This window comes from Acetobacter lambici, from assembly GCF_011516885.1.
GTDB classification, from domain to species: domain Bacteria; phylum Pseudomonadota; class Alphaproteobacteria; order Acetobacterales; family Acetobacteraceae; genus Acetobacter; species Acetobacter lambici.
The window spans coordinates 15,564-32,001 of the sequence record NZ_WOTD01000004.1 but is presented as its reverse complement, the minus strand read 5'-3'; the positions used below and the strand labels follow the sequence as shown (position 1 = coordinate 32,001).

The 16,438-nt window shown below is 58.7% G+C and carries 13 protein-coding genes; 11 read left to right on the top strand and 2 right to left on the bottom strand.

Annotated features, from left to right (window positions below):
* Positions 1-95 precede the first annotated feature (95 nt).
* From trpB to GOB86_RS03540, 10 genes are all read left to right on the top strand, one after another.
* Entirely contained in the window at positions 96-1,340 is a 1,245-nt protein-coding gene (gene trpB, locus GOB86_RS03585; protein ID WP_165991015.1) for a tryptophan synthase subunit beta, read from the top strand.
* The gene (trpA, locus tag GOB86_RS03580; RefSeq protein ID WP_165991014.1) at positions 1,337-2,170 is read left to right on the top strand and encodes a tryptophan synthase subunit alpha; all 834 of its coding nucleotides are present in this window, start codon (positions 1,337-1,339) and stop codon (positions 2,168-2,170) included. The genes trpB and trpA overlap by 4 nt, the downstream gene beginning before the upstream one ends.
* A 19-nt stretch (positions 2,171-2,189) precedes the next feature.
* Positions 2,190-3,449, top strand: coding sequence for a TIGR03862 family flavoprotein (locus GOB86_RS03575; RefSeq protein WP_165991013.1), 1,260 nt, complete (start codon positions 2,190-2,192; stop codon positions 3,447-3,449).
* Positions 3,446-4,927 (top strand): ATP-binding protein, encoded by a 1,482-nt coding sequence (locus tag GOB86_RS03570; protein ID WP_165991106.1) that lies wholly within the window; start codon positions 3,446-3,448, stop codon positions 4,925-4,927. The genes GOB86_RS03575 and GOB86_RS03570 overlap by 4 nt, the downstream gene beginning before the upstream one ends.
* A 51-nt stretch (positions 4,928-4,978) precedes the next feature.
* The gene (locus GOB86_RS03565) at positions 4,979-6,163 is read left to right on the top strand and encodes an ATP phosphoribosyltransferase regulatory subunit (protein WP_165991012.1); all 1,185 of its coding nucleotides are present in this window, start codon (positions 4,979-4,981) and stop codon (positions 6,161-6,163) included.
* Between the two features lie 69 nt (positions 6,164-6,232).
* Complete coding sequence (locus tag GOB86_RS03560) at positions 6,233-7,522, top strand: adenylosuccinate synthase (protein WP_165991011.1); 1,290 nt, start codon at positions 6,233-6,235, stop codon at positions 7,520-7,522.
* A 251-nt stretch (positions 7,523-7,773) separates the two neighbouring features.
* Complete coding sequence (gene phoB / locus GOB86_RS03555) at positions 7,774-8,469, top strand: phosphate regulon transcriptional regulator PhoB (RefSeq protein WP_165991010.1); 696 nt, start codon at positions 7,774-7,776, stop codon at positions 8,467-8,469.
* A gap of 32 nt (positions 8,470-8,501) precedes the next feature.
* Positions 8,502-9,761: a sensor histidine kinase gene (locus GOB86_RS03550; protein ID WP_165991009.1), complete on the top strand. Its 1,260-nt coding sequence runs from the start codon at positions 8,502-8,504 to the stop codon at positions 9,759-9,761.
* A 177-nt stretch (positions 9,762-9,938) separates the two neighbouring features.
* Positions 9,939-10,925, top strand: a complete 987-nt coding sequence (pstS, locus tag GOB86_RS03545; protein WP_242012484.1) for a phosphate ABC transporter substrate-binding protein PstS — start codon at positions 9,939-9,941, stop codon at positions 10,923-10,925.
* A 159-nt stretch (positions 10,926-11,084) separates the two neighbouring features.
* Complete coding sequence (locus tag GOB86_RS03540; RefSeq protein ID WP_165991007.1) at positions 11,085-12,827, top strand: OprO/OprP family phosphate-selective porin; 1,743 nt, start codon at positions 11,085-11,087, stop codon at positions 12,825-12,827.
* A gap of 239 nt (positions 12,828-13,066) precedes the next feature.
* On the opposite strand, the gene GOB86_RS03535 is transcribed toward GOB86_RS03540, so the two are convergent.
* Both GOB86_RS03535 and GOB86_RS03530 read right to left on the bottom strand, forming a co-directional pair.
* A complete protein-coding gene (locus tag GOB86_RS03535; protein ID WP_165991006.1) occupies positions 13,067-13,516 on the bottom strand; it encodes a glycine zipper family protein in 450 nt (149 codons plus the stop codon).
* A 139-nt stretch (positions 13,517-13,655) separates the two neighbouring features.
* Positions 13,656-14,978 (bottom strand): hemolysin family protein, encoded by a 1,323-nt coding sequence (locus GOB86_RS03530; RefSeq protein ID WP_194301060.1) that lies wholly within the window; start codon positions 14,976-14,978, stop codon positions 13,656-13,658.
* Positions 14,979-15,212: 234 nt separating this feature from the next.
* On the opposite strand from GOB86_RS03530, the gene acuI reads away from it, so the two are divergent.
* The gene (gene acuI, locus GOB86_RS03525) at positions 15,213-16,187 is read left to right on the top strand and encodes an acrylyl-CoA reductase (NADPH) (protein ID WP_165991005.1); all 975 of its coding nucleotides are present in this window, start codon (positions 15,213-15,215) and stop codon (positions 16,185-16,187) included.
* Positions 16,188-16,438: the final 251 nt, after the last annotated feature.

The following is a 16,438-nucleotide window of genomic DNA, read 5'->3' as shown; positions in this document are numbered from 1 at the left end:
CACTTCTGGTAAGCCATTTTGCCAGTTGAAAAGATAAAAACATGTGGCACCCCACAGGGCACGCCATGGGGTTATAAGGAGCGGCAGGACGAATAATGGCGAACCCGATCGAACACGGCGGCGCGGCGGCGCAGAGCAATTCCTTCAGGCAGCAGCCTGACGAACATGGTCATTTTGGTGGCCGCTATGGTGGCCGCTTTGTGGCGGAAACGCTCATGCCCCTTATTCTGGAACTGAACGAGGCGTACGAGGCAGCCAAGGCCGACCCCGCGTTCCACAAGGAGCTGGTGTACTACCAGACCGATTATATTGGCCGCCCCAGCCCGCTCTGGTTTGCCCGCCGGATGACCGAGGCGTTTGGGGGCGCAAAAATCTACCTCAAGCGTGAGGAGCTGAACCATACGGGTTCGCACAAGCTCAACAACGTCATGGGGCAGATCCTGCTCGCCCGCCGCATGGGGCGTACCCGTATTGTAGCCGAGACCGGGGCTGGACAGCATGGTGTGGCCACCGCCACCGTATGCGCCCTGTTTGGCATGAAATGTGTGATCTACATGGGTGCCACCGATGTGGAGCGGCAAAAGCCCAACGTGTTCCGCATGCGCCTGCTGGGGGCGGAGGTCGTGCCCGTAACCGCAGGGGCAGGCACGCTCAAGGACGCCATGAACGAAGCCATGCGGGACTGGGTGGCCAATGTGGCCGACACCTACATGCTGATCGGCACCGTGGCTGGCCCGCACCCGTACCCCGCCATGGTGCGTGACTTCCAGAGTGTGATCGGGGAGGAAACCAAGGAGCAGATGCGCGCCGCCGAAGGTCGCCTGCCCGACGTGGTGGTCGCAGCCATTGGCGGTGGCTCCAACGCCATGGGTATTTTCTACCCGTTCCTGGATGATACGTCCGTGCGCCTGATTGGCGTGGAAGCGGCAGGCCACGGGCTGGATAGCGGCAAAACGGCTGCCTCCATTGAACGCGGTCGCCCTGGTGTGCTGCACGGCAACCGCACTTACCTGTTGCAGAATGCGGACGGGCAGATTGATGAGGCCCACTCCATCAGCGCCGGGCTGGATTACCCCGGCGTTGGGCCGGAACATTCTTGGCTGAATGACATCGGGCGTGCGGAATATGTGGGTGCCACCGATACCGAGGCGCTGGATGCCTTCCAGCTCTGCACAAAGCTGGAGGGGATTATTCCCGCCCTCGAATCGGCGCATGCTGTGGCCTACGCGGCCAAAATCGCCCCCACCCTGCCCAAGGATACATTGCTGGTGGTCAATCTGTCCGGCCGGGGGGACAAGGACATCTTTACTGTTGCCGAGCATCTGGGAGTTACGCTGTGAGCCGTATTGCCGCCCGTTTTAAAGCCCTTGCTGCCGAAGGCCGTGGTGCGCTCATTCCTTATCTGGAGGCGTATGACCCCGACCGGGCGACTTCGCTGGAGCTGTTCCGCGCCATGCCAGCAGCCGGTGCCGACCTGATCGAGGTTGGTATGCCTTTTTCCGACCCTTCGGCCGATGGTCCGGTTATTCAGGCCGCGGCTCTGCGTGGCCTCAAGGCGGGTGCCACGCTGGTCGGTGTGCTGGATATGGTGGCCGAGTTCCGTAAGGATAATGACGAAACCCCGGTTATTCTGATGGGCTATGTCAATCCGGTGGAAGCCTATGGTTACGAACGCTTCTGCAAGGATGCCGCCGCCGCCGGGGTGGACGGGCTTATTCTGGTTGACCTCCCCCCCGAGGAAGGTGCGGTTATTGCCGCTCCCGCGCAGGCCGCGGGGCTGGATATTATCCGTCTGGTAGCCCCGACCACGCCCGATGCGCGTCTGGAGTATGTGCTCGCGCATGCATCCGGCTTTGTTTATTATGTGAGCATTGTCGGCATTACGGGCACCCGCTCGGCCAGCGCGCATGATCTTGCTGGTGCCATTCCCCGCGTGCGGGCGGCCACCGACCTGCCCATAGCCATTGGTTTTGGTGTGCGTACGCCCGAGCAGGCCGCGCAGGCGTCCAGCATAGCCGATGGCGCGGTGGTGGCCTCCGTCCTGCTGGCCACACTGGCCGAAACGCTGGACGAGCAAGGGCGCGCCACGCCCCAGACCGTACCGCGTGTGCTTGAGCAGATTGGTGGTCTGGCGCAGGCTGTTCGTGCGGCAGGCCAGAAACCTGAATGACACACGCCTTTAACTGCCCATGACCGATCAACCGCGTATTATTGTTGTGGGTGGTGGTCCGGCAGGGCTTGCTGCGGCCGAGTATCTGGCCGGGGCGGGCTGTGCCGTGCAGGTTATGGAGCGCATGCCAAGCCTTGGCCGCAAGTTCCTTATGGCCGGGCGGGGTGGGTTGAACATCGCCCATTCGGAGGACCATGCAGCAGTGCTGGAGCGGTATGGTCCTGCCAGTTCATGGTTGCAGCCAGCACTGGACGCATGGACCATGCCCGACATCCGCGACTGGATGGCAGGGTTGGGGCAGGAAAGTTTTATAGGCTCCTCCGGCAGGGTCTTCCCTGTGGGGATGAAGGCTTCCCCCCTACTGCGCGCATGGCTTGCCCGTTTGAATACCACAGGCGTTACTTTCCAGACCCGTGTGGAGTGGCTGGGTTGGGGGGAGGACCAGAAACTCCTTTGTAGTAGGCATCGGGCGGGGGATGCGGTGGCGCATCAGGCCAAGGTGACGGCGGATGCCGTTGTGCTGGCCCTTGGTGGGGCAAGCTGGCCCCGGCTGGGTAGTTCTGGCGGCTGGGTGCCTCTGCTGCAACAACGCGGGGTTGAGGTTGCGCCACTGGAGCCTGCCAATTGTGGGTTCCTTACCCAGTGGTCGGCCCTGTTTGCCGAGCGTTTTGCGGGAACCCCCCTCAAGCCGGTTGCCCTGACCTTTGAAGGCAGGCGTGTGCGTGGCGAAATTGTGGTGACCCGCACAGGGCTGGAAGGGGGCGCGCTGTATGCCCTCTCCCGTACTGTGCGGCAGGCCATAACCGCGCATGGCCAAGCGACGGTTCTGTGCGATCTGCGCCCCGACCTGAGCGAGCAGGACCTGCTGGACAGGCTACGGGCCACCCGTGTGCGGGAGAGCCTGAGCAACCGTTTGCGCAAGGCTATCAGGCTCGCACCCGCAGCTATTGGTTTGCTGCGTGAGGTCAGTGCGGAGGTGCCGACAGACCCGCGCGGGCTTGCTGCTCTGATCAAGGCCCTGCCACTTACTTTTTATGCGCCCGAACCGCTGGCCCGCGCTATTTCCACGGCCGGAGGGGTTACGCAGGCAGCATGTGATGACGCCTTCATGCTCAAGGCTCTTCCCGGTGTGTTTGTCGCAGGGGAAATGCTGGACTGGGAGGCCCCGACCGGTGGCTACCTGCTCCATGCCTGCCTTGCCACGGGCCGGGCCGCGGCAAAGGGGGTGGAGGCATGGTTGCGCAAGGGTGGGGCAAGGCGGTATCTCCTCCAGTCATGAACAATATGATCACAATGGGGGACGTGCCGGGGGGTGGTCCGGCACAGATGGACCTTGGCGAACTGCTGGCCACGCGTCTTCTGGTTCAGGGGAATTCCGGTTCTGGCAAGTCGCACCTTCTGCGGCGTCTGCTGGAGCAGTCCGCCCGTATGGTGCAGCAGGCCATTATTGACCCCGAAGGGGACTTTGTCAGTCTGGCCGAAAAATTTGGCCATCTGGTCATAGACGGGGCCGATCACTCGGAAATGGCCCTGCATGCGGCGGGCGAGCGCATGCGCATGCACCGTGCCTCCGTTGTGCTTAATCTGGAAGGGCTGGACGCGGACCAGCAGATGCGCTGGGCGGCGGCTTTTCTGGGTGGTATGTTCGAGGTGCCGCGCCAGCACTGGTACCCCGTTCTGGTAGTGGTGGACGAAGCCCAGCTTTTTGCCCCTGCGGCAGCGGGCGAGGTCTCGGACGAAGCGCGCCGTGCCTCCCTTGGGGCCATGACCAACCTGATGTGCCGTGGACGCAAACGTGGTCTTGCAGGCATTATTGCCACGCAGCGTCTGGCCAAGCTGGCAAAGAACGTGGCGGCGGAAGCCTCCAACTTTCTGATGGGCCGCACCTTTCTCGATATTGATATGGCGCGCGCAGCCGACCTGCTGGGTATGGAGCGCAGGCAGGCCGAAGCGTTCCGTGACCTTGCACGCGGCACGTTTGTGGCTCTTGGGCCAGCGCTCAGCCGCAGGCCGCTCTCGGTCCGTATTGGCACGGTGGAAACAGAAAGCCGTTCGGCCGGGCCGGTGCTTGCTCCGTTTGAACCGCCAACCGCTCCGGTGCACGAGCTTATTCTGGCCCCCGTGCCGGTGCATGAACTTCCCTCCCGCCAGCGCAAGGCTCCAGCACCCGCCGCACCAGACCTGCTCACCCAGCTTGCAGCCCACGGCGAGGCACAGGCCAGTGTGCAGTCTGAGCCGGATGGCACGGAAGACACGGCCGAAACGCAAGGTGAGCGCGAAGCCCGCATGACCGCTATTTTGCGGGATATGATGGAGGATGAGGATTCGTCCTTCAGGCCCGTGCCGGTTCTGTATCAGGACTTTCTGGTGCGGTGCCGCATTGCAGGGCTGGGCCGCAATGCGCTGGACCTGCGGCGCTTCAACCGCGCGCTGGCCACAGCCCGCAGCGGTGTAAGTGAGGATATGTCCACCTCCACCGAATGGCAGGAGGCCGAATCCCGCGCATCGGCTCTGCCGGAGGATTTGCAGGCGGTCTTTCTGTTTCTGGCCCGTGCGGCCATCGAGCGCGCTCCATGCCCGTCCGATGCGCAGATAGCAAAGGTGTATGGCACGGTCTCCAAGGGGCGGGCGCGCCGCCTTCTGGCCTGGTTCGAGGACCAGAATCTGGTCGTGCTGCGGGCCGATGGCGTGGGGCGGCGGGTGCTGACCTTTATAGGAACAGGGTGGGAAACACTGCCCGGCGTGGCCGACGGCTGACCCGCGAGCCGTTTTGTATGGCAAAAGGCGCAAAAGAACACACCCGCGGGCATGACGGGCGGAGCGGGGAGTGCTATAGCCCGAGGCATGACGGACGACCCGCCCTTTAGCCCGGCCCTGCTGCCTGCTGGCTTTGTAGATCTGCTGACCCCCGATGCCCGAACGGAAGCGCGGGGTGTGGCCACTCTTATGGATGTGTTTGCCTCCCACGGCTACGACAGCGTCCGCCCGCCTCTTATGGAATTTGAGGAGACCTACCTTGCCGGTGCGGGGGTGGCTCTGGCGGAACAGTGCTTCAGGGTTATGGACCCCGATACACGGCGCATGATGGTGCTGCGCCCCGATATTACTCCCCAGATCGCCCGTATGGCCGCGACTCGTGTTGCCGGGCTGCCGCGCCCGCTCCGTGTCTCCTACGCCGGACCCTGTGTTGTGGTGGCGCCCGTTGCCGCGGAAGAGAGCAGCCGCCAGATCATGCAGACCGGCATTGAGCTGATCGGCCCGGATTCCCCCGAGGCGGATGCCGAGGTCATGTCCATTGGTGCCGAGGCGCTGATGCGTCTGGGCGTCAAGGATGTCTCTTTCGACCTGACCATGCCGCCCTTTATTCCCGCTTTACTGGAAGAGGCGGCTGTGCCCGCAGCCCAGCGCCCGGCTCTTATGCGCGCACTCGACCGCAAGGATGCAGCAGCCGTGGCCCAACATGGTGGCGCACTGGCGGCAACACTTATTGCCCTGCTGGACGCCACGGGAGCTGCTGAGCACACTGTGGCGCAACTGGCGGAACTGACCTTGCCCCCCAAGGCCCGCATTGTTCTGGATCGGCTGATTGATACGGTTGCCGCCCTGCGCGAAATCTGCCCGAGCCTGCGCATGACCGTGGACCCGGTAGAGTTCCGGGGCTGGAAGTACCATACAGGGGTGTGCGTCACGCTGTTTGCCGTTGGCCGCTCGGAAGAGCTGGGCCGAGGTGGGCGCTACATCTGCAATGATAACGAACCGGCCTGCGGGCTAACCCTGCGCCCCGATGTGCTGTTCCGCATGATCCCGCCCGCGCCAGCTCGTGCGCGTGTGTATCTGGCGGTGGACGCCAACCGGCAGCAGGCTGCGGCCCTGCGGGAGCAGGGCTACGCCACCGTGCGCGGTTTTGCCACGGGTGCCGAGGCCGAGGCCGAGGCGCGGCATCAGGGGTGTAGCATTGTCCTTTCAGGCACCCAACGGGTGGACCTTGCCTGAGGGCTTGCCCTTGGGTGTGACTTTTTCTTTTTTGACCAGCAGGCAGTTTTTTTCAGGAGCAGACCGTCTATGTCCAACGTAACCGTGATCGGCGCCCAGTGGGGCGATGAAGGCAAAGGCAAAATTGTTGACTGGCTGGCCAGCCGGGCTGACGTGGTGGTGCGTTTTCAGGGCGGTCACAATGCGGGCCATACGCTGGTTGTTGGTAATCAGGTTTACAAGCTGTCACTGCTGCCTTCGGGTGTGGTCAGTGGCAAGCTGGGCATTATCGGCAATGGCGTTGTGGTGGACCCGCAGGCCCTGCTGGCCGAAATTGCCCGTATTGGCGAACAGGGGCTGAAGGTGACGCCCGAAACCCTGAAGATTGCGGAAAATGTTCCCCTTATCCTGCCCGTGCATGGTGCGCTTGACCGTGCGCGTGAGGCCGCGCGTGGTGACCGCAAGATTGGCACCACTGGCCGTGGCATTGGCCCCGCCTATGAGGACAAGGTTGCCCGCCGCGCCATCCGTCTGTGCGATCTGGCCGAGCCGGAAACGCTGGACTGGAAGCTGGATGAACTGCTCCTGCACCATAACACGCTGCTGGCAGGTCTTGGCGCGCCAACCTTTGCCAAGGAAGAATTGCTGGCGTTCCTGAGCGATGTTGCCCCCAAGGTACTGCCCTTTATGGCTGCAACATGGGACATTCTGGACGATGCCCGCCGCAATGGCCGCCGGATTCTGTTCGAAGGCGCGCAGGCGGTCATGCTGGACGTGGACCACGGCACCTATCCGTTTGTAACCAGTTCCAACACGGTAGCTTCCAATGCAGGCACGGGGTCTGGCATGGGGCCGTCGGCTGCGGGGTTTGTGCTGGGTATTGCCAAGGCATACTGCACCCGTGTGGGGGAAGGGCCATTCCCGACCGAACTGCATGATGGTATTGGCCGCCGCCTTGGCGAGCGTGGGCATGAGTTTGGCACGGTTACGGGGCGTCCGCGCCGCTGTGGCTGGTTTGACGCGGTTCTGGTCCGCCATGCCGTGCGGGTTGGTGGTATAAACGGGCTTGCTCTGACCAAACTGGACGTGCTCGATGGTCTGGACGAGATCAACATCTGCGTCGGGTATGAACTGGATGGCCAGAAGATAGAGCGCTTTCCCTCGGGTTCTGCCGCGCAGCAGCGTGTTCGCCCGGTCTATGAGACGATCGAAGGCTGGAAGGAAACCACGCAGGGTGCGCGCCGCTGGGCCGACCTGCCCGCGCAGGCCATTAAATATGTCCGCCGGGTGGAAGAACTGGTTGGCGCACCTGTAACGCTCCTGTCCACCAGCCCGGACCGCGATGACACCATTCTGGTGCGTGATCCGTTTGAAGACTGATTAATGACGGTTATATGACGTAACCCTTAAAGCCCCGGCCCCTGTGCCGGGGCTTTTTTGTTGGTCATCTGTTATTTTAGCACTTGGGTCATAAAACATTCATAAAGCCGTTTTTGCCGTGTGAGCGGCGGCTTTTATGGATATGTCATGGACCATAATGCTGTTTGCATAGGGTTTGGGGCAGACTGGCAGTTGTTTTTTGTCATCCGCGCGTCATATCCTAGAGGCAGGTTTTTAAAAGGCATTCTGGTATGCACAAGGCAGATCTTCTGGTTGTTGAGGACGATCCGGCACTCGCCCGGCTTGTTAGCTACAATCTGGAAAAACAGGGTTACATGGTACGCCACGCGGCGGATGGAGAGGCTGCCTTGGAATATGTCCGGCAGCGTCGACCGGACCTGGTTCTGCTGGACTGGATGCTCCCCGGCATTTCCGGGCTGGAAGTCTGCCGCCGTTTGCGCGAGCAGGCCAGAACAGCCGCTTTACCGATTATCATGTTCAGTGCACGGGGCGAGGAAGCAGACGCCATTCGCGGGCTGGATACCGGGGCGGATGACTATCTGGTCAAGCCCTTTAGCATGGATGCGCTGTTTGCCCGCGTTAAAGCCATTCTGCGCCGTGCGCCCCCGGCGGATAAGACCTTGCGGTTTGATACGCTGGTCATGGACCGGGTCAGCCATAAAGTGGAGCGGGATGGTCGCCTACTCTCGCTTGGGCCTACGGAATACCGTTTGCTGGAATTCCTTATGCTCCACCCGGCTCAGGTTTTCTCGCGCGAGGAATTGTTGAAACACGCGTGGGAGCGCAGTTCCTTTGTGGAGTTGCGCACAGTGGATGTGCATATCCGCCGCCTGCGGCAAACCCTGAACGAAGGGGGCGGGACGGATCTGATCCGTACCGTGCGGGCCCGTGGTTATGCGCTGGATAAAGTGCAGGATCAGGACTAAGCGACACACACCGCAAAAAGGGGCGGCTGATCATGCATGCTTGGCTGGCGGCACTCTGCGGTATGGCAGGGGGCGGCGCATTGGCGGCTTTGCCGCTGTTTTTCGCTCGCTCGGACCGCTTTGAACCGATGCCTGACGATTCCGAAAGGCAGAAAAACCGCGCAGGGCGGGACGCGGCCTCCACGGTTACGCTGGACGAGGTCATGGCCTGCCTGCCAGCGGCTACGCTGGTTTTAAACGACACGCGGCTTCCATGTGTTATTTCGTCCGAGGCCAAACGGCAGTTTACCAACAGTATTGGCAGTATCATCCGCCACCCGGCTTTTCAAAGTGCTGTGGACAGACTGCTGGCGCAAAAAAAAGACGATCCGCTGCCAGCGGAGGCGTTGATTGTGCTGGATATTCCCCACTACCGGATCGTGCGGGCGTGGTTGCAAAAAAGAATCGTGCCCGACGTGTTCCTTTCCGAAGGGTACCGTAAGGGTGGGGGGGCGTTTTCGTCCAAAACAACACTGGTTTTTGTTGCTCTGCATGACGAGACCGAGGCCGTGCTGGCCGAGCGGCAGCATACGGATTTTGTGGCCTTTGCCAGCCATGAGTTGCGTACGCCTCTGGCCTCCCTGCTGGGGTTCATAGAAACACTGCAAGGTCCTGCGGCGGATGATCCGGTTATTCAGAAAGAGTTTCTGGGCATTATGTCCGAGCAGGCCAAGCGTATGCAGCGTTTGCTGGACGGGCTGCTTTACCTCTCACGCGTGCAGATGCAGGAACACCACCGGCCCAAAGAGACAATAGGTATTGCCGAACTGCTCAAACGTCTGTCGGACGAGGCATCGGGGCTGATTGCAGGCAAGCCTGTCCGTTTTCAGGTGCAGGCGGATGGTGTGCAGGAACTGTGTGTGCAGGGGGATGAAGCCCAGCTTTTGCAGGTGCTGATGAACCTGGTGGAAAACGCGCTCAAATACGGCCTGTTTGATCGTGGCAAGCGTAATGATGAACCACTGGGTATTACGGTTGCCTGCGCGCGTGCCGCCAAAAATGTGGGTTGGCCGACCGAACCCGGTCTGGTGCTCAGCGTTACGGACACGGGGCCGGGCATTCCCGCGCGGCATCTCAACCGTCTGACAGAGCGATTTTATCGCGTGGCTAAAACGGCTGCCAGCGTGCAGGGCAGTGGGTTGGGGCTGGCTATTGTGCAGCAGATTCTGGCCCGCCATGACGGACGGTTTGTTGTGGAGAGCACTGTGGGGGAAGGGACAAGCTGCCGCATTTGGCTGCCGCTGCTGAGCTAGGATTGCAGTGTCATAAAACCGTCATCCAATTGTCCTGAAAGCATAATACCATTTTGCTCTGACTTACTTTAACCCAGAACAGCACGGCACATTTTTGCTGCCGTAAGCTTTTGCAATTGGCTCAGGGAAAAAACCAACATGCGTTTTTCAGTCAGGTCTGGAATGTGTCTGGCCGTCATGACCACCTTCCTTACGGCACTTCCAGCAGCATCTCGGGCCGAGAGCGTGACCGGTGCAGGTTCCAGCTTTGCCGCTCCGATCTATGAAGGCTGGGGTGCGGTCGCAAAATCCGCCACTGGCGTGACCGTCAACTACCAGAGCGTTGGTTCCAGCGCAGGCCAGAACCAGATCGTGGCTGGCACGGTTGACTTTGGTGCATCCGATGCGCCCATGGACGCGCAGAAGCTTGAAACCAACCATCTGTTCCAGTTCCCCACGGTTATGGGTGGCATTGTTCCGGTTGTGAACATCCCCGGCGGCATCAAGCCCGACACGATCACGCTGAGCGGTGACGTGCTGGCCGAGATCTATGCAGGTACCATCACCTCCTGGAACGACCCCAAGATTGTTGCTCTGAACCCGGACGTTAAGCTGCCGGAAGTTGCCATCGCACCTGTGCATCGTGCGGATGGTTCGGGCACGACCTTTGTGTTTACGTCCTACCTTGCCGGTTCTTCCTCCTCCTGGAAGGGAAACTACGGTGCAAGCACGTCCATCAGTTGGCCCGGTGGGCTGGGTGCGCGTGGGAATGACGGCGTTGCCGCAACCGTGCAGAACACCGAAGGTGGCATTGGTTACGTGGAATACGCTTATGCAAGCCGTAACCACCTGACCACCGTGCGCCTGCGCAACCACGCTGGTGCAAGCGTTGCCGCTGGCATGAATAGCTTCTCCCACGCCGCACAGGCTGCCGACTGGGGTCATGCATCCCACTTTGCAGTGAACCTGCTGGATACGGATGGCAAGGAAGCCTGGCCGATTATGTCTGCAACCTACGTGCTGGTCCCAGTGCCCGCCCGTAACGCTGACCGTGATCAGGCCGTGCAGAAGTTCTTTAGCTGGAGCTTCAACAACGGTGATGGCATTGCCACCAAGCTGGATTACGTCCCGCTGCCCAAAACCGTTAAGGACAGCATTATGTCCGCTTGGAAAAACGGTAAATAATAAGCGTTCCACTAAATTTTACTGCGTATTTGAGCTTATCGGAAAGCGGCCCGGAAACGGGTCGCTTTTTTTCATAATTCCGTAACGAAACCATCACCGAAGCATCACGCACAAAAAAGTTATGGCGGGTTATTCACTCCTCATCGTTCTTATCATGGAATGGCCACAATGCGCTGTAACTCGCTTTTTTCTTCTGTTGCTCTAACGTCTTTTATGTTGGCTGGAATCGCTCCTGTGGCCGAGGCGGCTTCCACTGAGGATTCCGAGATTCGCCTGCTGCGTGCCGAAATGTCCCAGATGCGTCGGGACATGCAGCAGCAGATCGTCACCCTCAAGCATCAGCTAGCTAAAAGCGATGCGACCTCCACACGAGGCCACATGGGTCAGGCGGCTGGCCACGGCCGCAACGCCATGCATGTTGCCGATGGGAACTACGACCCGAACGTTCAGTTCGGCGAGCAGGAACCCCTCAAAAAAATTGCTCCCCTGTCCGGCGTAGGCACTCCTCCGTCTGACCGTGGTGACACAATGTCCTGGAAGGACTTCAAGGCTGCTACGGCATCTGACGAAGAAGTTCGCGTTGGTGGCATGATTGTCGGCTTCCCCAAAGGCCGCTTCACCGTTGCTTCCGAAGACGGCGCTTATGGTTTCTCCGTTGGTCTGTCCTTCCACGAAGACTTCGGTGGCTTCCTCGGTGGTGGCCAGCGCGCAGGGAATTCCAATGGCGACTTTGGTGGCTTTACAGAAAACGCCCGTCGTATCCGTATTCCTTTCACCTTCCGCTACAAGGACTGGGTTGCAAACGTAACACCTGATCTTGGTGCAGGTAACGTTGATGGTAACTCCACGGATCAGGGGCTGTATGAAGCGAACCTGAACTACACTGGCTTCCGCAATACCATTCTGACAGTTGGTTACTTCCAGCCTCGCGTGACGGAAGAAGATTCCGAAAGCTCGAACGATTTCGAAATGATGGAACGTCCCGCCATCACCGATGCCGTGCGTAAGATTGCAGCAGGGGATGCGCGCTTCAGCTTTGGTGGTCTGCATTACGAAAAACGTTGGTGGATTGCTTCTTACTTTACGGGGCAGACCTACGGCGACCGTAAAGGCAATACTAGCTCGACTAGCAATAGTACCAGTTATTATTCTGGGGTTGGTAATAGCCAGACAGGTACAACTTTCCGTGCTGCTGGACGGCCATATGTATCGAAAGATATTGATGTCCATGTCGGGATTTCGGCAATTAGTGCATTCAAAGTCAAAGAAACGTGCACTGATTCGTCAGCGGGTTCCACTTGTAAGCGTTCTTACGGGCTCAGCCAGTCTCCAGAAGTTAATCTGACCAGCACAAACTTGGTCAGTGCGACGATTGGTAATGCATCTTCGATTTGGTCTGCAGGCCCAGAACTTGGCTTCCGCTGGAAGAAAATGGTTCTTAAGGGCGAATATTACAATATTGGTGTGAACCGTGGGAATAACCCAGGTAGCTTAGGGGCTGAGGGTCTTAAGACCGTTCATATGCAGGGCTATTATGGTTCTGCTAACTATACCATTTTCGGTAAGGGTCGTGAGTATAACATCAAAGAAGGTGCCTTTGGCGCACCTGGTGTTGAGCACGAATTTGATCCCTCACGCGGTCACTGGGGTGCTCTGGAAATCACAGGTCGTTACAGCGTAACCGACTTCAGCGATGTTTCAGCTGATATCCGTGGTGGTCGCCAGACTGTGTGGTCCGGTGGTATCAACTGGTATCCCAACCGTCACTTCCGCTTCATGCTTGACTTCAATCACTTCATTGTTTCCCGGACATCTTCTGAAGGCGGGAACACTATGTCTTCATGGAACGAACATGGCCGCGATGGTAACTCCTTCGCTGCTCGTGTGCAGGCTGCGTTCTAAAGCATTCTGCCTCTGGCTCTGGTCAGATATTCAGTGTGAAAAAGGGCCATTCGAAAGAATGGCCCTTTTTTTATGCATGGGGCGTGATCGTAAAAGCCGCACTGTTTGAATGGCCTGTTTGTCTTCCCAGTGTTACCGGCAGGTATTTACAGGTTGAGCGTAATGGAAGTGTTCCAATATTGTTACCTGTGAGGCCAGTCTTGCCCAAACCCTGATGGTTACAGGGGCTGGGCTGTTTTTTAGCGTGCGTATCCGTAACCATAAGCGGGCTGGGGTGCGGGCAGGACGTTCTTGTAAGCGATCATGCACGCTACGTACGCATTGTTATACTGCGTTTGAATGCCGCCCTGCTGGCTGTTGGAGTAAAGGCTGCCCCCCAGACCACCGCCCATGGCTCCGGCGGCGGCTCCAATGCCAGCGCCTGCACCACCACCGGCGGCAGCGCCAAGCCCTGCACCCAGTGCTGTTGCTGCCAGGCCACCATAAATGGCTTTATGGTTCTGGTGTTCAGCCTGCCCCTGCACGGCAGCGGAGGCCTGAGCGCGGCAGAAGTTCTGTTCCTGCAGGAACTGTCCATAGTCCTTGCCCGGGCCAGGAAGAACCTGCGCGGTCGGCCCCATAGGGGTTTCCGCACAGCCTGCCAGTAGAAGAGCAGGCAGAAAAGCCATGGAAAGCGTCGTAAACTTCATCTCACTTTCTCCAAGTTATATTGGATGATGTTAAAGTGAGAGGACTATGTCATTTTTTTTGAAGTAGAGGAATAATAGAAAAAAGGGGACAAGGCCGCTATGCTTTGCTGGCCTTGTCCCCTTTTTTCTACACCTGTGCTCAGGGTGTGGCGTTCAGCCGAGTAACCAGTAGCTGGTTGATGCGGAAACCTTCCACGTCCACCACTTCAAACCGGAAGCCCGAGGCATCCACCCTGTCGGTTTTGCGCGCCATGCGGCGCAGTCGGTGCATGATAAAGCCGCTGATCGTGTCAAACTGCTCATGGTCGGGCAGGTTGGCAATATCCAGTTCACGCATGACTTCCCCAATGGGGGCGGCGCCATCGACCAGCCAGGAATTGGCGTCACGCTGAACAATGGCCTGTTCCTCAAACGGGCTGGCCAGACCGTCCATCAGCACACCCATAATGTCCTTGAAGGTGATCAGCCCTACAACCAGTCCGTATTCGTTAACCACCAGCGCAAAGCCTACGCCTGATGTGTCAAACTGGGCCAGTGTGTCCCATAGGTTCAGCGTTTCGGGCACGGAGGGTACGTCACGCCGCATGCGGGCAATGGGGTTGGAATGCGGGCGACCAGATGGGGCAATGGATGGGTCCACGACCGAGGCCAGAACGTCTTCCGCACGGATGGAGCCAATAACCTTGTCCAGCCCACCATTGCATAGCGGGTAGCGCGAATAGGGTTCCATCCGCACTTTTTCATGGTTGTGTTCGGGGGTGTCCTGAATATCGAGAAAAATAATTTCGTCCCGTGGCGTCATGGCGGATGTAACCGAGCGGTCCTGTAGGCCCAGCACGTTCTCGATCATCTGGTGCTCCTGCTGGAGCAGGGCACCGGAGGCCGTGCCTGCGGCCAGAATGGCGTGCAGGTCCTCTGGTGTTACGGGTTCCACTGCGGAGGCTGCGGGAATTTTGAGCGCTTTGAGCACCACATCGGAAATTTTGGAAAAAATCCAGACAACCGGGTAGAGAATCCGCAGTGCCAGCCGAGGGAACCAGCCCACAGCCAGAGCTACCTTGTCCGGGTTGCTCATGGCGACCCGTTTGGGCAACAGGTCGGCAAACAGGACAAACATGCCGGTTACAAAAATAAAGCTGAGCGTGGAGGCCAGATTTTGCGCCCACCAGTCAGAGAGATTCCATTGGGTAAAAAAATCGGCCAGTGGGGGGGACAGCATCTCGGAACTGACAATACCGCCCATAATGCCCACCCCGTTCAGGCATATCTGGATAACGGTTATAACCTGCCCGCTGTTGCGGCGGAGCGCCAGAAAAGCCTGGGCTCGCGGGTCTCCTGCTTCTGCGCGGCTGCGGAGCCTGACTTCTCGTGCGGCGGCAAAGGAGATTTCGGAAAGCGCGATCAGGATACTGATCGCGATAAGCAGAACAAGGGTCAGCAGACCCATTATGAACAGGAGCAAGAGAACGTCCGCTATACTATTATGATGCCACAGTATGAACAAAAAGTGAGCCGCTGACCAGCACGATTCCAATTGTATTTTTTATGTCACGCATAAAATACGCAGCACTTCAAAACTCTGTCAGGTCGGGACGCGGGGGCTTTGCAGGCGTTGGTTAAGGACTAGCGTGCTGTGCCGCTCCCGCGGATAGTCATGTTTTTGACTGTTTACTCAGTCCTGCCGGATGAAAACTGAATGTTTGATGCGCTCTATCTTGAAAAAGCAGGCCAGATGGCCACACTTCGGACCCTGCCAGAAACGGCCTTGCCCAAGGGGGAGGTCACAGTCCGTATTCACTGGTCGGGCCTGAACCACAAGGATGCGCTGGCCATTACCGGGCGCGGCCCTGTGGTGCGGGCGTGGCCTATGGTGCCGGGTATTGATTTTGCCGGTGTGGTTGAGTGGTCTTCCAACCCTGATTTTGTGGTTGGGCAGCAGGTCATGCTGAATGGCTGGGGTGTGGGTGAAAAACACTGGGGCGGTCTTGCGCAAAAAGCCAGCGTGCCCGGAGCATGGTTGTTGCCCCTGCCGCAGGGGCTGACAGGCCAGCAGGCCATGGCGCTGGGCACTGCGGGGTTTACGGCCATGTTGTGCGTGCAGGCGCTGGTACGAGAGGGCGTGGCCCCAGAGCATGGCCCTGTGCTGGTAAGTGGAGCCACGGGTGGGGTGGGTAGTGTGGCGGTCATGCTGCTGGCCAGAATGGGGTATGAGGTCGTGGCTCTGACAGGTCGTCTGGAGGAGCAGCCTTACCTGCACCGACTTGGCGCCTCGGAGGTGCTGGCGCGCTCGCATTTTGAAATGCCATCCCGACCATTGGAAAAAGCCCGTTGGGCCGGAGCGGTGGATGTGGTGGGGGGGCAGGTTCTGGCCTCTATCTGTGCCGCCATGAAGCCGCAGGGTGTTGTGGCCGCCTGTGGTCTGGCGGGAGGAATGGATTTTCCCGCAACTGTGGCCCCCTTTATTTTGCGAGGCGTTACTTTGGTGGGGATAGATAGTGTGATGTGTCCAGCAACTGTTCGGCAGGAAGCATGGGACCGTCTGGCGGCGTTGGTCAACAAAGCTCTGCTGGCGGATATGACGCGGGTTATCCCCCTGTCTGCGGCACCAGAGGCGGCGATGGATCTGCTGGACGGAAAAGTAAGAGGTCGTGTTGTTGTTGAAGTGCCCTGACCAAAGACAATTCGGTTCGAGGACGGTGGCGGAAGCCATTTTTTGGACATGCAATAGTTTATAAAAAAATGCAAGTGTGTGATTGGTGTAAAAGAGATATTGATTTAAAAGTTAGGAAAAACATAAAGGAATATGGAAAAATAAAATTCAAATGTTAGAATAACTTAAATATAAACAGAAAAAACAATCAATATAAAATTATTTCATTCGCAAAAATAGACAATTTTAATAATTTATAAATGAAATTGTGA

Coding starts and splice junctions, on each gene's coding strand:
- trpB (WP_165991015.1), top strand. CDS start 96: ATGGCGAACCCGATCGAACACGGCGGCGCGGCGGCGCAGAGCAATTCC.
- GOB86_RS03575 (WP_165991013.1), top strand. CDS start 2,190: ATGACCGATCAACCGCGTATTATTGTTGTGGGTGGTGGTCCGGCAGGG.
- GOB86_RS03570 (WP_165991106.1), top strand. CDS start 3,446: ATGAACAATATGATCACAATGGGGGACGTGCCGGGGGGTGGTCCGGCA.
- GOB86_RS03565 (WP_165991012.1), top strand. CDS start 4,979: ATGACGGGCGGAGCGGGGAGTGCTATAGCCCGAGGCATGACGGACGAC.
- GOB86_RS03560 (WP_165991011.1), top strand. CDS start 6,233: ATGTCCAACGTAACCGTGATCGGCGCCCAGTGGGGCGATGAAGGCAAA.
- phoB (WP_165991010.1), top strand. CDS start 7,774: ATGCACAAGGCAGATCTTCTGGTTGTTGAGGACGATCCGGCACTCGCC.
- GOB86_RS03550 (WP_165991009.1), top strand. CDS start 8,502: ATGCATGCTTGGCTGGCGGCACTCTGCGGTATGGCAGGGGGCGGCGCA.
- pstS (WP_242012484.1), top strand. CDS start 9,939: ATGACCACCTTCCTTACGGCACTTCCAGCAGCATCTCGGGCCGAGAGC.
- GOB86_RS03540 (WP_165991007.1), top strand. CDS start 11,085: ATGGCCACAATGCGCTGTAACTCGCTTTTTTCTTCTGTTGCTCTAACG.
- GOB86_RS03535 (WP_165991006.1), bottom strand. CDS start 13,516: ATGAAGTTTACGACGCTTTCCATGGCTTTTCTGCCTGCTCTTCTACTG.
- acuI (WP_165991005.1), top strand. CDS start 15,213: ATGTTTGATGCGCTCTATCTTGAAAAAGCAGGCCAGATGGCCACACTT.